Annotated in this window: 14 protein-coding genes; 4 read left to right on the top strand and 10 right to left on the bottom strand. The window is 71.0% G+C overall.

The genetic code is table 11. From position 1 onward, the window contains the following. Positions 1-339: 339 nt before the first annotated feature. The 3 genes from G515_RS0114580 to G515_RS21655 all read right to left on the bottom strand — a co-directional run bounded on the left by G515_RS0114580 (position 340) and on the right by G515_RS21655 (position 3,109). On the bottom strand, positions 340-702 hold the full coding sequence (locus tag G515_RS0114580; protein ID WP_028660724.1) for a hypothetical protein: 363 nt from the start codon (positions 700-702) through the stop codon (positions 340-342). Between the two features lie 45 nt (positions 703-747). Continuing rightward, complete coding sequence (locus tag G515_RS0114575; protein WP_028660723.1) at positions 748-1,395, bottom strand: LuxR C-terminal-related transcriptional regulator; 648 nt, start codon at positions 1,393-1,395, stop codon at positions 748-750. 100 nt (positions 1,396-1,495) lie between these two features. Next, positions 1,496-3,109: an ATP-binding protein gene (locus G515_RS21655; RefSeq protein WP_245565414.1), complete on the bottom strand. Its 1,614-nt coding sequence runs from the start codon at positions 3,107-3,109 to the stop codon at positions 1,496-1,498. A 143-nt stretch (positions 3,110-3,252) separates the two neighbouring features. Between G515_RS21655 and G515_RS0114565 the strand changes: the two genes are divergently transcribed. Next, positions 3,253-4,665, top strand: a complete 1,413-nt coding sequence (locus tag G515_RS0114565; protein ID WP_028660722.1) for a PspC domain-containing protein — start codon at positions 3,253-3,255, stop codon at positions 4,663-4,665. Then, positions 4,662-4,997: a hypothetical protein gene (locus G515_RS0114560; RefSeq protein ID WP_028660721.1), complete on the top strand. Its 336-nt coding sequence runs from the start codon at positions 4,662-4,664 to the stop codon at positions 4,995-4,997. The genes G515_RS0114565 and G515_RS0114560 overlap by 4 nt, the downstream gene beginning before the upstream one ends. Positions 4,998-5,025: 28 nt before the next feature. On the opposite strand, the gene G515_RS0114555 is transcribed toward G515_RS0114560, so the two are convergent. Genes G515_RS0114555 through fgd form a run of 3 tightly spaced genes read right to left on the bottom strand, consistent with a single transcriptional unit; the run spans position 5,026 to position 7,319 of the window. Next, positions 5,026-5,754 (bottom strand): acyltransferase, encoded by a 729-nt coding sequence (locus tag G515_RS0114555; protein WP_245565413.1) that lies wholly within the window; start codon positions 5,752-5,754, stop codon positions 5,026-5,028. Beyond that, positions 5,751-6,320 (bottom strand): hypothetical protein, encoded by a 570-nt coding sequence (locus G515_RS0114550; RefSeq protein WP_157571114.1) that lies wholly within the window; start codon positions 6,318-6,320, stop codon positions 5,751-5,753. The genes G515_RS0114555 and G515_RS0114550 overlap by 4 nt, the downstream gene beginning before the upstream one ends. 3 nt (positions 6,321-6,323) lie before the next feature. Further along, the gene (gene fgd, locus G515_RS0114545; RefSeq protein ID WP_036555862.1) at positions 6,324-7,319 is read right to left on the bottom strand and encodes a glucose-6-phosphate dehydrogenase (coenzyme-F420); all 996 of its coding nucleotides are present in this window, start codon (positions 7,317-7,319) and stop codon (positions 6,324-6,326) included. Positions 7,320-7,506: 187 nt separating this feature from the next. Here fgd and G515_RS0114540 point away from each other — a divergent pair, with 187 nt between their 5' ends. Beyond that, positions 7,507-7,992, top strand: a complete 486-nt coding sequence (locus tag G515_RS0114540; protein WP_028660717.1) for a DUF5709 domain-containing protein — start codon at positions 7,507-7,509, stop codon at positions 7,990-7,992. 6 nt (positions 7,993-7,998) lie between these two features. Here G515_RS0114540 and G515_RS0114535 read toward each other — a convergent pair whose 3' ends face one another. The 4 genes from G515_RS0114535 to G515_RS0114520 all read right to left on the bottom strand — a co-directional run bounded on the left by G515_RS0114535 (position 7,999) and on the right by G515_RS0114520 (position 13,098). After that, entirely contained in the window at positions 7,999-9,534 is a 1,536-nt protein-coding gene (locus G515_RS0114535; protein WP_028660716.1) for an acyl-CoA synthetase, read from the bottom strand. A gap of 288 nt (positions 9,535-9,822) precedes the next feature. After that, positions 9,823-11,124, bottom strand: a complete 1,302-nt coding sequence (locus tag G515_RS21650; protein WP_084653594.1) for a sugar ABC transporter permease — start codon at positions 11,122-11,124, stop codon at positions 9,823-9,825. After that, on the bottom strand, positions 11,117-11,983 hold the full coding sequence (locus G515_RS21645; RefSeq protein ID WP_051218447.1) for an ATP-binding cassette domain-containing protein: 867 nt from the start codon (positions 11,981-11,983) through the stop codon (positions 11,117-11,119). Before G515_RS21645 ends, G515_RS21650 begins: the two co-directional genes overlap by 8 nt. After that, entirely contained in the window at positions 11,983-13,098 is a 1,116-nt protein-coding gene (locus G515_RS0114520) for an ABC transporter substrate-binding protein (RefSeq protein ID WP_245565412.1), read from the bottom strand. Before G515_RS0114520 ends, G515_RS21645 begins: the two co-directional genes overlap by 1 nt. 172 nt (positions 13,099-13,270) lie before the next feature. Between G515_RS0114520 and G515_RS21640 the strand changes: the two genes are divergently transcribed. Continuing rightward, positions 13,271-14,449 (top strand): ROK family transcriptional regulator, encoded by a 1,179-nt coding sequence (locus G515_RS21640; protein WP_036555575.1) that lies wholly within the window; start codon positions 13,271-13,273, stop codon positions 14,447-14,449. Positions 14,450-14,503 lie beyond the last annotated feature (54 nt).

Genomic DNA, 14,503 nt, shown 5'->3' with positions numbered 1-14,503 from the left:
CCAGCCCGAGCTCACCGGCATCGGAATCCCAACTCGGGGCATTCCCTTCAGCACCTTCTCAATACCCTGCAGACACGACACTGTCTCCTTCTCGAGACAAGCTTCCGTGACTCCAAAAGTCATGAGGCGACCGCCTCGAGTACGACCCTCAGTGGAGGATCAAGATCCCACCCAGGAGGCGCACCGCTCGTGGCGACTCGGAGAACACTACGCCGGCGGCCAGGCCATGCCAAATCGACGCCAGCCCCTCGACAACGAACGCGGTGCCCGTGCTCTCCAGGGGAGAACCGGACACCGCGTCGATGTCGTGCCGCGAGTGCGCAGCCAGGTACGGACCTGTCAGTACGCGCCGTGTGCCGGGGCCCAGAAGAGGGCCACTCCGACGTTGAGGATGGTCAGGGCCAGCAGCGCCGCCCAGAGCCCCTGCGGGATGGACTCACGCCGCAGGTTCATCATCACCAGCGCCAGGATGACCAGGCCGATGACCAGCTTGACCGCGATCTTCGCGTGATCGACCGGTCCGTCGCCCATCTCGAGGACGCCGACCAGGAGCACGCCGGCCACCACGGCGGTGCCAGCGCCGTCGCGCATCAGCGCGTTGACCTTCTTGACCGGTTCCCTGACCTGGACCAGCAGACCGCCGAGCAGTGCGGCGTACCCGAGAAGGTGCAACAGAAGCAGAATGAGCCGAACGATCTCCATGTCCGAACTCTAGCGGCGCCCGCGCCGACAGCCCCCGCGGGCAGGTCAGAGCAGCCGGCGGTCCGAAGCCCAGCGCGCCAGCTCGTGCCGGGAGGAGAGCTGGAGCTTCCGCAACACGCTGGACATGTGGGTCTCGACGGTCTTGATCGAGATGAACAGCTCGCCGGCGACCTCTTTGTACGAGTACCCGCGCGCGATCAGCCGCATCACTTCACGCTCACGCTCGGTGAGCCGGTCCAGATCCTCGTCGACCGCGGCGACGTCGATCGCGCCGGCGAAGGCGTCGAGGACGAAGCCGGCCAGACGTGGGGAGAAGACCGCATCGCCGTCGGCCACCCGCCTGATCGCGGCAACCAGTTCCGGGCCCGTGATGGTCTTCGTGACATAGCCGCGCGCACCGCCGCGGATGGTGCCGATGACGTCCTCGGCGGCGTCGCTCACCGAGAGGGCGAGGAAGCGAGGCCTGCCGTCGGCCTGCGTACGGCGCATCACCTCCACGCCGCCACCACCAGGAAGGTGGACATCGAGCAGGACGACGTCGACCGGTTCGGCGGCGAGACGAGCCACGGCCTCATCGACATCGGCCGCCTCAGCCACCACGTCGACGACGCCGGCGCCCTCCCGGGCCAACTCCGCGCGTACGCCGCTGCGGAACATCCCATGGTCGTCGACGACCAGGACACGGATCGGCAGGTCGCTCACGCGCGCACCTCGTTCGCCACTGACACGCCGGTGCAGCGGACGCGGTCATGCGGCGCCCCGCCGGAGCGGATCGAGCATTCGGAACGCAACGTCATGGGTGCCTCTCCTCGCGCGGACCACGGATCGGGATGTTCAGGGGCATCGTCTCATCGCCGGGCGGTACGTCGGGGCCGCTCACCGGGCCACTCCCCGGACCCCTCGCCACCGGGTCGCTCACCGGGCCACTCGCCGGACCACTCGCCACCGGGCCACTCGCCACCGGGCCGCCCGGTGGAGCGCCCGCTGGGGAGCCGGCTGAACCTCCGGCGACGTCGGTCGTGGCCTCGCTGGCGGGCTCATGGGCGGGCTCACTCCCAGGCTCACCGTCCAGCGGCATCGTGAGCCGCACCTCGGTGCCCTCCCCCGGTGCCGAGCGGACGCGGGCCTCACCGCCGTGGCGCTCCATCCGGGCGAGGATGCTGCCGCGTACGCCGTACCGATCGGTCGGCACCTCGTCGAGGTCGAAACCCCTGCCCCGATCTCGCACGAACGCCTCCACCCGGTCGCCCCCGACCTCGGCGTACACATCGACACGGTCGGTGCCGGCGTGCTTGGCGGCGTTGACCAGCGCCTCTCGGGTAGCGGCCACCAGGGGACGGGTGGCCAGCTCCGTGGCCGCGTCGGCGTAGGAGAGATCGCCGACCGTGACCACGTCCACCGTGATGCCGTACTGATCCTCAACCTCCGCCGCGGCGGCCTTGAGCGCACCGGCGAGAGATTCGGCCGCGGTCGGTTCGTCCGCGTAGAGCCAGCCACGCAGGTCACGCTCCTGGGCGCGGGCCAGCCGGGCCACGGTGGCGGGGTCACCGGCGTTCTTCTGGATCATGGCGAGCGTCTGGAGCACGGAATCGTGCAGATGCGCGGCCATGTCCGCCCGTTCCTGGGTGCGGATGCGCTCCTCCCGCTCCGCGGAGAGGTCGGTGGCGAGTCGGAACAGCCACGGACCACAGACCAGGGCGATGCCGAGGAAGACGAAGACCACGGCGATCACCACGCCCCAGCCGTCGCTGCGCAGCGAGCCGCCGTCGAGGAAGATCAGCAGCCCGGCCATCACCAGTAGCAGGACGCCACCGAGGATCCGGGCCCAGGCGGCCCACCCCTCGCCGACGATCATCCGCAGCGGGTCGAGGCTGCCGGTGCTGTGCCGCCAGCGTTCGCGCTGGGCCTCGTCGGCCTGCCGCCAGATCAGCGCCAGACCGGCCACACCGAGCACGACCGGCCAGAAGAGTACGCCGGCCCCGACCATCGCCTGGAGCGTCAGGAGCGCGCCAAGGCCGAGGACCGCAAGCGCCACCGCGGGCCCCGCATCCGTCCACCGGGTGCGCTGGCCCTGGGGGCGCCGGCCGCCGCGACTCGCGCTCTCCTCGCCAGGAGTGCCGGTCTCGAAGCCCGAGTCGGCGGGCAGCATGACCCACAGGGCGGCGTAGAGGAAGACGCCCATGCCGCCGCCGAGGACCGTGGCCACGATCAAGCCCACCCGCACCCACAGCACCGGCAGGCCCAGGTGGCGGGCCAGCCCGGCGGCCACGCCCCCGATGACGGGCGAGCGGGTGTCGCGGGTGGCCCGCCGCGGCGCCCACGCGGAGGGCGGCGGAGGCGGGGGTGGCGGCAGCGGGCGGCCGGGGCTCGTTGCGGTGCCCGGAGGGGTGGGGGTCGGTCGGTTCATGACTCCTCCATCGTCACACGCGATCATCACCACGACCATGAGGAAGCACCCCGAGACACCCCTGAGTACGCCGCCTGGCGGGTCGCCAAGGATCAGGGTCGTCCCCGATGGTGTGCGCCCACGCGAGGCAGCAGTCTTGGAGCATGACCAGCACACCGGACGGCGAGCCGCAGGGCGGCAGCCGGGAGAACACCGAGACCGGCCCCGGTGGGGCCGGCGTCCCACCGCCGTACGCCGGCGGGCGCCCGCAGCGCGAGCAGTTCACCGACCTGAGCCGCCTACGCCGAGTGCGCTACGACAAGTACATCGCCGGCGTCGGTGGCGGGCTCGCCCGCCACTTCGACATCGACCCGGTGATCGTCCGGGTCGCGCTCGTCGTGCTCGCGTTCTTCGGCGGCGCGGGCATCCTGATCTACGGGGCCTGCTGGCTGCTGGTGCCTCGCGACGGCGAGGACGACGCCCCGGTCAACCTCGAGCCGCGCACCCGTACCGCCGCGCTCTACGGCGCCGGCGCGCTCGGCGTGCTGCTGGTGCTCGGCGACACCGTCGGCGGGATCGGCTTCCCGTGGCCGCTGGCCGTCGTCGGCCTGATCGTGCTGCTGGTCGTCACCCGGCGCGAGCGCAAGGCGCACCAGGATCTCGGCCAGGGCTGGCACTCTCACGCCGGCTTCGGCCAGCCGGGCCAGCCGGTACCCCCGTGGCACCACCCGGAAGAGCCTTCGGCCTCGGCGCAGGCGGGCCAAGCACCCGCCGCACCGGGCCGAGCGGCCGAGGACCGACAGCCGCCGGCCGCGGCCGGCATGCCGGGCATGCCCGGCTCGGGCACGGTTCCCCCACCTCCCCCACCGTACGCCGGAGCCCCGGTGCATCCGGTGCATCCGGTGATGCCACCGCCGCCCCCGGCCCCGCGCAACCCGCGCAAGCGCGGTCCCCTCCTGTTCTGGTTCACGCTGGCGCTGATCGCGCTCGCCGAGGGCACCCTGGGCCTGTTCGACGTCGCCGTCGGCGGCGTCCCCGACCCGGCGTACGCGGCCCTGGCGGTCGGGATCACCGGCGCGATGCTGGTGCTCGGCGCCTTCTGGGGACGAGCCGGCGGACTGATCCTGGTCGGGCTGATCTCCGTGTTCGCGCTGGCCGCCAGCCTGGTCACCCAGGAGTTCGACGGCCGGGGAGAGCACCTCGAGATCGCCCCGGCGACGGCGGCCGCGGTCGCCCCCGAGTACGACTTCGGGGCGGGCGAGCTGGAGCTCGATCTGCGGCAGGTCAGCGATCCCGAGGCGCTCGACGGGCGGAGCATCGAGATCGACGGCGGCGTCGGCCGGGTCGAGGTGATCGTGCCGGACGGCGTCAGCGTGGACGCCACCGCCCAGGTGGACGGCCCCGGCGCGGCGTACGTCTTCGGCTCCGAGCGGGGCGGCATCGACACCACGTCGCAGCGCACCCACGATGCGGGTGCCTCCGCTCCCACACTCACCATCGACGCCGACCTCGGTGTCGGCGAGATCGCCATCCTCCACCCCGCCGACCTCGATGACTACGACTGGAGCAACCGATGAGCAGCCAGCAGTTCGGGCCCGAGCCCGATTCCTTCGAGAACGACCTCGCCGCGGCCGCCCGCCGGGTTGCGGAGGAGGAGAGCCGTGCGGCCGAGGAGAAGCAGCGCAGCAACGCCCGCACCTGGCGCGGTGGACGGCACCCGGTCAACGTCGGTCAGCTGGTGATGGGCCTGGTCTTCCTCACCTTCGTGGTGGTGTGGGCGCTGATCCAGGGCGACGTCGTGACCGGCGACAGCATCCGCTGGCTGCTCCCGCTCCCGTTCATCCTCGGCGGCGCCGTGGGGCTCGCTGTGAGCGGCGTCGTCGGCGCCCGGCGTCACGCCTCCGGCTGACGGCCCCACCGCCCAGCGGAACCGCTGGTCAGGGCGTGTCCTCGCCCCTCCAGGTGACCCCCTCGCGGATGACCCGCGCGGGGGTCCCTGCGACGACGACGTGGGAGGCGATCTTCTGCCCGCGCACCAGGCTCCGGGCACCGACCACCGATCCCTCCCCGATCTCGACGTGGCCGGTGACGATCGCGTCCCTCCCCAGCCAGACGTGCTCGCCGAGGCGGATCGTCGCGCCGTAGGGGTTGAGCCGGGCACCGGTGGCGAGGTCCTCGAGACGGTGCATGTCGTCGGTGGCCAGGTAGACGCCCGAGGCCCACAGCTGATCGGGCGCGGCGACCAGGCTGCCGCCGTTGCGGGCGTCGAGCTGGGCCCGCGAGGTCGCGACCACCCGACCGTTGAGCACCACGCTCGAGCCGGCGCCGCAATAGATCTCACCGTCGGAGAGGAAGGCACGCTCCCCCACGAAGACGGTCGCCCCGTCGCCCCCGACGAGCAGGCAGGTCAGGTGGGTCAGGTCGCTCGCCACCACCACGACGGTGTCGCGGAAGGGGTAGGTGGTGAGCAGTTCGACGAGGCGCTCAGGGAGCCGCACCCCGTCGAGCAGGTAGATCGCATTGCCGCTGCCGGGCCACCACGTGGGGAGCGGTCCCTCGACCCGTCGCAGGATCGATCGGCCCTCGGTCAGGGCGGCCAGGATGTCGGGCTCGACCCCGGCGCCCAACAGCCTGTCCCGGTGGGCGGGGGTGAGCGGCCCGCTCAATACAGGTCGGTACACCAGCGACCGTCCTCGTAGTAGGCGAGCAACTGGTACGGCGCCACGCTCTCGGGATAGGTGATCTCCACGCTGCCGGTGCCCCGCCCGGAGTCCACCTCCGGCTGCTGGGCCACGAACTCGTCGCTCTCGCCCACGACCAGGTCGAAGAGGAACCCCACCTCGTTCTGCGTGCAGGTCAGCGCCGTCGCGGCCGCCTCGTCCTTGCTGTTGAGCGCGTCGGCGTACGCCTCCCCCAGCGCGGCCAGGCCGGTCTCCCCCGCGTTCGTCGTGCCCGGCCCGGCCTCCGACCCGGTGGCCTCCGACTCTCCGTCCTGAGCGGGTTCGGAGGCGCCGGACGGCGAGGGCGGGTCCGCGGCGGCCGGGGAGGGGGCCGGGTCCTCGGGGCCGGTCACGAAGATGACACCGGCTGCGACGAAGCCCAGCAGCGCCACCACGCCCAGCCCCACGATCGCGACCACCTGGCCGGTACGACGCCTACGCGGCGGGGGCGAGGCGTAGCTCGGCCCGCCACCGTACGGCGCAGGTGTGCCCGGGTAGGTGGGATGGCTCATCGCTCAGGCCAGCGCGCGCAGGCGAGGCAGGATCTCGGCGCCGTAGAGGCGCAGGAACTTCTCCTGGTCGGGGCCGGGTGCGTGGAAGACCAGGTGGGTGAACCCCAGGTCGAGGTACCCCTTGATCCGCTCCACGTGCTCGTCGGGGTCGGTGGAGACGATGAAGCGGCGGGCGGTCTGCTCGGTGGACAGCTCGTCGGCGAGGCGCTGCATCTCGACGGGGTCCTCGACGCCGTGCTTCTGCTCCGGCGAGAGCCCGAGGGCGCCCCAGAAGCGGGTGGCCTCGCGGGCCGCCTCGTAGTCGTGGTCGAAGGAGACCTTGACCTCCATCATCAGGTCCAGGTCATCGAGCCTGCGCCCGGACGCCTCGGCCCCGGCGCTCACGGCGGGCAGGAGGGTGTCGGTGTAGAGCTCGGTGCCCTTGCCGGAGGTGGTGATGTAACCGTCGCCGGCTCGGCCGGCGTACTTGGTGACCTGCGGGCCCGAACCGGCGAGCCACAGCGGCACCGGGATCTCGGGCCGGTCGTAGACGGTGGCCCGGTCGAGCCGGTAGTAGTCGCCCTCGAAGTCGACCCGCTCCTCGGACCAGAGCTGCCGGATGATCTTGACCGCTTCCCGGAACCGGGCGAACCGCTCCTTGCCGGCGGGCCACTCCAGGCCGAGCGGCACCTCGTTCATCGACTCGCCGGTGCCCATCCCCAGCACCACCCGCCCGGGGAAGAGACAGCCCAGCGTGCCGAAGGCCTGGGCGACGATGGCCGGGTGATAGCGGAAGGTCGGCGTGAGCACCGAGGTGCCCATCGTGATCCGCTCGGTGGCCGCGCCCAGCGCGCCCAGCCAGGTCATCGCGAACGGCGCGTGTCCACCGTCGTGCCGCCACGGCTGAAGGTGGTCGGAGACGAAGACCGAGTCGAAGCCGCACTCCTCGGCGAGGATGCCGTAGCGCAGCAGTTCGGCCGGTGGGAACTGCTCGTTGGAGGCCTTGTAGCCGAACCTGATCCGTGGAACGTCCTCGGGAGTCACAGTCACGTTGCCGATCATGCCAGTTCCGCCGATCCTCCACCGTCCGCCCCGGCCCCTCCCCCGGTCGGGCCCGAGCGAGTAGCGTCACGGACATGGCCTCCGCGCCGCGACGTGAGGGCGGGAGGCACGAATCCCAGGCTCTCCGGGAAGGAGGAGACGAAGGATGAGTAACGAGAACGGCCAGGGCGAGTACGGCGACTACAGCGTCGACGAGGAGGACCAGCCCGGGGCCGAGGACATGCTCGACGAGGGTGGTCCGCGTGAAGGCATCGCCGACGAGCTGGACAAGGGGTATTCACCGCCCGAGCGGTACTCGGTTGCCCAGGGCTACGGCAACACCCACTGGGAGGCGTCCCACCGGCAGGGTCTCGACCAGCGGCTCGCCGAGGAGATCCCGGATGAGGATCCCTACGCCGAGGAGGCCGACGACGGCGTACCCCACGAGGACGGCGACTCCCGCGAGGTCGGGGACCGGCGGGCCGGCCGCCTCGTCGACGCGGGGGGTCCGTGGCGCGACGAACCCTCCCGCGACGACCAGGACAGCGACGTGATCGGCCAGGACGTCGGCATCGACGGAGAGGGCGCCTCCGCCGAGGAGGCCGCCGTCCACGTCATCTCCGAGGAGCCCGGCGAGTCCGGTCGTTGGTGAGGTGCCTCAGCGCGCGGCGACGGACTCCTCGTAGGCGGCCTTGAGCTTGCCCTTGACCATCTTGCCGGTGGGCGTGCGGGGCAGCTCGTCGCGGAAGTGGAACTCACGCGGCACCTTGTAGTGGGCGATGCGCTCACGGGCGTACGCCGTGAGTTCGGCCGCGAGCTCGGGCCCGGTCTCGACGCCCTGCGCGGGCTGGACGAACGCGACGACCCGCTCGCCCATCTCCTCGTCGGACACACCGAAGATCGCGACGTCGGTGACCTTGGGGTGCAGGCTGAAGAGGTCCTCGACCTCCTGGGGGTAGATGTTGACCCCGCCGCTGATGATCATGAACGCCTTGCGGTCGGTCAGGAAGAGGAAGCCGTCCTCGTCGACGTACCCGAGGTCGCCGACGGTCGTCCAGGAGGCGTGCTCGGGGTGGAAGGCCTCCTTCGTCTTCTCCGGCGCGTTGTGGTAGACGAACTCGCGGTCCTCGCGCTCGAAGTAGATGGCGCCGACCTCACCCGGGGCCGCCTCGCTGCCGTCCTCGCGGACGATGTGGATCGTGCCCATCATCGGCTGCCCGACCGACCCCGGGTGCTCGAGCCAGGTGGTGGAGTTGATCATGGTGCCGCCCATGCCCTCGGTGGAGGCGTAGTACTCCTCGATGATCGGCCCGAACCACTCGATCATCTGGTGCTTGACGTCGACGGGGCAGGGCGCCGCGGCGTGGACGACGCAGCGCAGCGAGGAGATGTCGTAGGAGGCGCGCACCTCCTCGGGGAGCTTGAGCATGCGCACGAACATGGTGGGCACGACCTGGGTGTGGGTCACCCGGTGCTGCTGGACGGCGCGGAGGAAGCCCTCGGCGTCGAACTTCTCCATCATCACCAGGGTGCCACCGAGGGCGTGGACCACACCGCCGAAGCGCAGCGGGGCCGCGTGGTAGACGGGGGCCGGCGAGAGATACACGGTGTCCTGGTCGAACCCGTAGAGCGGACCGAAGATCGCCGGGTAGACGTACCCCTCCTCCTCGACGCTGATCGCGGGGAGGGGCGACTTGATGCCCTTCGGCCGCCCGGTCGTGCCCGAGGAGTAGAGCAGGTCCTCACCGTGCGGCTGCTCGGGCAGGGGCGCGTCGCCGGCCTTGGCCAGCGCCGTCTCGTAGTCGGCGAAGCCGGCCACCTCGCCGCCGTAGGCCAGCCGGTCGGTCAACCCGCCGTCGAGGCGGGTCGCGGCCTCCACCCGGGCGGAGATGATCAGGGACTTCGCGCCGCAGTCCTCGACGATGTAGGCCATCTCGTCGGTGCTGAGATGGTTGTTCACCGCGGTGACGTAGAGCCCGGAACGCAGCGCGGCCCAGTAGACCTCGTAGGACTCGGGGGTGTTGTCGCTGACCAGGGCCACCGCGTCGCCCTTGGTCAGGCCCTGCTGGCGCAGGTGGTTGGCGAGGCGCAGACTGCGTTCGTCGAGCTCGGCGTAGGTGAGGGAACGACCGCTGCCGGCCATGACGAGGGCGATCTTCTCGGGCGTGCGCTGGGCCCAGGTTCCGGGGTACATGGCGGCATCCTGACGGTGAGGGCGGTCACATGCCAGAGGTGCGGGCAACATTCCCGTCAGGCGAGATGGAGAACCGGTTCTACCTGGGTTTCCGGGGTCTCCTCGGCCCCGCCCCCGGTCGGCTCGGCCGTCGATGAGCGCCGAAGCACGCCGTCCCGAACGGCCTCGACGGGCCCGGTAGACGACACACGTCCACCGAGCCCGTCGAGGTGTCGGGACACCCGGGCGTCCCTGAGGAACCACTGATCGATACCGGCCTGCTGCGCGCCGGTATCGACCAGTGCTCCGCTAACCGCGTCCGCTGGAACTACGGATCCGACCGCTGACCGAGTCGATCGCCACGGCGACGAGCAGGACCGCGCCGGTCACCATGAAGCGCACCTCGGAGGGCACGTTGATGATGTTGAGCCCGTTGGCGATCGCCTGGAGGACCAGGACGCCGAGCAGGGCGGCGTACGCCGAACCCCGGCCGCCGAACAGACTGCATCCGCCGATGACGGCGGCCGCGATGGCCATCAGGTTGGTCAGCAGGGTGCCGCTGGCCTGCGAGACCGAGGTCTGCAGACCCGCCTGGAGCAGTCCGCCCAGAGCGGCGAAGGTGGCGGTGAGCACGAACACCGACACGTAGACCGCAGCCACCTTGATGCCCGACCGCCGGGCGGCCTCGACGTTACCGCCGACCGCGAAGACGTGCCGGCCCCACCGGGTGCGGCGCAGGACGAGGTCCATCAGCACGACCAGCACCACGAAGAAGACCATCAGACCGGGGATGCCCCGGTCGATGCTCACCCAGTAGGCGATGAAGAACAGGACGACGGCGAGTGCCACCGTCTTGAGCACCACGATCGGGGGCCACTCACTGCTCAGCCCGGCCCGGCGGCGGGAGATGATGCGCCACCATTGCGCGCCGAGGTAGACGAGCACCGTGGCGCCCATCAGCAGGTAGGCCTCGGTCCCGCTGACGAACCACCGCCGGCAGAAGTCCAGCAGGGCCGAGTCGGTGGGCAGGTTGATCGTGCCCTGCTCGCCGAGGACGAACAGCAGGACGCCCTGGAAGCCCAGATAACCGGCCAAGGAGAAGACGAAGGACGGGATTCCGAGCCAGAGGAACAGTGCCGAGTAGAACAACCCGACCGCGACTCCGACCCCGAGCCCGCACAGGATCGCCACCGCCAGGGACAGCCCGTGGTTGACCAACAGCACGGCCATCACGCCCGCTGCGACACCGCTGACCGACCCCACCGAGATGTCGATCTCGCCGAGCAGCAGCACCAGCACGATGCCCAGCGCGATGACGCCGAGGGGGGCGGCGAACTGCATGATCGCCACGACGTTGCGTGAGGACAGGAACCGTGGGTCGGCGAGGTAGAAGCCGATGCACAGCAGGATCAGTCCGAGGATGACGGGCAGGTTGCCCAGGTCCCCGGAGCGGATCTTGTCCCACTGGTTGCGGGCGTAGCCGCCGAATCCTTCGCGGCGGATGAGCCGCTCGTCGGCGAGGTCGGCCGCCGCAGCGCCCTCCGCGCCTCCGGTGGAGGACGCGGACTGTGTGCGCGAATCAGACCGCGAATCAGACCGCGAATCAGACATGGTCGCCTCCGTCCTCGGGGTCCTCGGGGTTCTCGGCCTGGACAACGCTCTGTCCGCCCTGCTCGGTACGCCGGCGGCGGCTGGCCACGACGTTGTCGGAGGCGCCGGTGATCGCGGCGACCAGCTGTTCGGTGGTGGCCTCCTCGACCTTGAACTCCGCGGCGTTGCGCCCCAGCCGCAGCACGTAGATCCGGTCCGCCACCGCCTGGACGTCGGCCATGTTGTGGCTGACCAGGATCACGCCGAGGCCGCGCTCACGCAGCCGCTCGACCAGGTTGAGCACCTCGGCCGTCTGGGCGACACCGAGCGCGGCGGTGGGCTCGTCGAGCAGCACCACCTGCGGGTCGCCGACCAGGCTCCGCGCGATGGCGACGGTCTGCCGCTGCCCGCCGGAGAGGGAGGCGATCGGGATCCGGACCGAAGGGATCTTCGCCGAGAGGCTGCGCAGCAGACGCCATGCCTCGGTCTCCATGGCGACCTCGTTGAGCACGGTCGCGGTGTGCTTCTCCTGCCCGAGGAAGAGGTTGGCGACGACGTCCAGGTTGTCGCACAGGGCGAGATCCTGGAAGACCGTCGCGATCCCCAACTCCTGGGCCTGGGACGGGTCGTCGATGTGAGCCTGGGTACCGCCGACGGAGATGGTGCCCGCGTCGGCCTGATACACGCCGGCGATGATCTTGACCAGGGTCGACTTGCCGGCACCGTTGTCGCCGACCAGAGCCACCACCTCGCCCGCATGGACCTCGATGCCGACGTCGGTCAGCGCCTGGACGGCGCCGAAACGCTTGTCGATCCCCGTCAGGGACAGGACCGGCTCGCCGGTCCTGTCCCCACGGGTCTCAGAAGTGCTGAGGGTCATCAGGAGATCCCGGCCGCCCCACACGCGTCGGCGTACTCGTCGGTGCAGATCTCGTCGGCGGAGTAGAACCCGTCGGCGATCACGGTGTCCGCGATGTTGTCGGTGGTCACCACGATCGGGTCGAAGATGAACGACGCGACGCCCTCGTACTCGGTCTGGTCGACGCCGGTGTCACTGGTGTCACCGACCTCGTCACCCTGGGCGAGCTTGACCGCGACCTCGGCGGCCGTCTCGGCCTCGATCTTGATCGGCTTGTAGATGGTCATCGCCTGCTGACCGGCCACGATCCGCTGGATCGCGGCGAGCTCGGCGTCCTGTCCGGTGATCGGCGGCAGGGCGTCGGCCTGGAAACCGGCACCGGTGAGCGCCGCGACCGCGCCGCCCGCCTGACCGTCGTTGGCGGCGTACACGCCCTGGATGTCGGCGGGCTTGTACTTGCTCATCTGGTCGGTGACGAACTTCTGCGCGTTCTCGGGGCTCCAGTCGGGGTTGTCGTACTCCTCCAGGATCTTCACCCCCGAGCCGTCGAGCACACTGTGGGCACCGGCCTTGAACTGCGCGGCGTTGGGGTCGCTCGGGGCGCCGTTGAGCATCAGGATGCTCCCCTTGTCGCCCATCGCGTCGACCAGCGCCTGGCCCTGCAACTGCCCGACGGTCTCGTTGTCGAAGGACATGTAGTAGTCGACGCCCTCGATGAACCGGTCGTAGGCGATGACCGGGATGTCGGCGTCCTGGGCCGCGGTCACCATGCCGCCGGCGCCCGCGCCGTTCACCGGGTCGAGCACCACGACGTCGGCACCCTGGGTGATGGCGCTGTCGACCTGCTCGCTCTGCTTGGCCTCGTCCTGGTCGGCGTTGAAGTAGGTGACCTCGCACTCCGAGCAGAGCTCAGCGACCTTGTCCTCGAACAGCGGCCGGTCGAAGGTCTCGTACCGGGTCGTCTTGGACTCCGGCAGCAGCAGGGCGATGGTCGCGCTGTCGCCGCCGCCGCTGTCGCCGCCCTCACCTTCATTGGGGTCGGAGCACGCCGCCAGGCTGCCGAGGGCGACCAGGGCAGCGAAGCCGAGCGCCACCGACCGGCGTACGGCGCGCTTGCGGGGGTGGGATATGGACACGATCTTCTCCTCACGACAAAGGGCGGCCGACGCCGCCCCGGGTGGTGGTCAAAGTGTCAGACGGCACAATGTTGCGGTCAAGAGTCGAACACAATTCGTGACCTTCGCGTCACTGAATCCCCTATATGGTCACGTCTTGACCATCCCCCACCACCTTGGGACAGTGACCGCCATGCCGACCACGACGCCGCGTGCCCCCGGCTCCACGGCGTCGCTCGGCACCGCCAACCAGGAGCGGGTGCTCGCGGCCCTGCGCGGCGGCGGCGCTCACACCCAGGCGGCGCTCGCGCGACAGACCGGGCTCGCCCCCGCCACCGTCTCCAACATCGTGCGCGGGCTGGCCGAGCTGGGCCTGGTCGAGGTCCGCTCCGGCAGCGGACGCCGTGGCTCATCGGTCCGGCTGGCCCGCTCGGCCGGCCTCGTGGCCGGCGTGGACTTCGGGCACCGGCACGTCTCGGTGGCCATCGCCGATCTCACCGGCGACCTGCTCGCTCAGGTACGCCGGCCGCTGGCCGCCACCCATGCCCACGACAGTTCGCTCGCGCTCGCGACCGGCCTGCTGGACGACCTGCTCGCCGACCTCGGCCAGCCGATCGCCAGGGACCAGCTGCGCCGGATCGGGATGGCCGTGCCGGCCCCGGTCGCGGGCACCGTCGTACGCTCGGCGGGGATCCTGCCCGGCTGGCGCGAGGTGGATGCCCGCGCGGCCGCCGAGGAGGCGTTCGGCTGCACCGTCGACGTCGCCAACGACGCCAATCTGGGCGCGCTCGCCGAGCACCGGCGCGGACGGGCCCGCGGGACCCGTTCCTCGGTGTTCGTCAAGCTCTCCTCCGGCGTCGGGGCCGGGATCATGGTGCACGACGAGCTCTTCGATGGTGCGCACGGCACCGCGGGCGAGCTCGGTCACCTCACCCTGGACGAGAGCGGACCGCTGTGCCGGTGCGGCGGCCGGGGCTGTCTGGAGACCTACTGCTCCGCGGAGAACGTGCTGGACCTGCTCGCCGACCACCTGCCTGCCGAGGCGACGATCGATGACGCCGTCGCCGCCGGCCGGTCCGGTGACGTCGCTGCGCGACGCGCCTTCGAGGACGCCGGGCTCCACCTCGGCTGGGGGCTCGCCGGCCTGGTCAACCTGCTGGACCCCGAGGTGGTGGTGATGGGTGGTGACATGGCCCGTGCCGGCGACCTCCTGCTCGACGCCGTCCGCCAAGGACTCCGCCGGCACGCCCTCGACGCGGTCGCCCAGACCCCCGTGCTCGCCAGCGAGCTCGGCGAGCGTGCCAGCCTGGTCGGCGCCGTCCTCCTCGCCGCGGAGAACACCCAGCTCCTCGACGCCCCACGCCCTTCGTAAGGTCAGCCCCTGGGCCGGAGTTTCTGCCCCCTGGGATTGGCTGGGGCCGTGCCG

This window comes from Nocardioides insulae DSM 17944, from assembly GCF_000422825.1.
Taxonomy (GTDB): Bacteria; Actinomycetota; Actinomycetes; order Propionibacteriales; family Nocardioidaceae; genus Nocardioides; species Nocardioides insulae.
The sequence above is the reverse complement of the archived record's forward strand: the minus strand, read 5'-3'. Positions and strand labels throughout refer to the sequence as shown.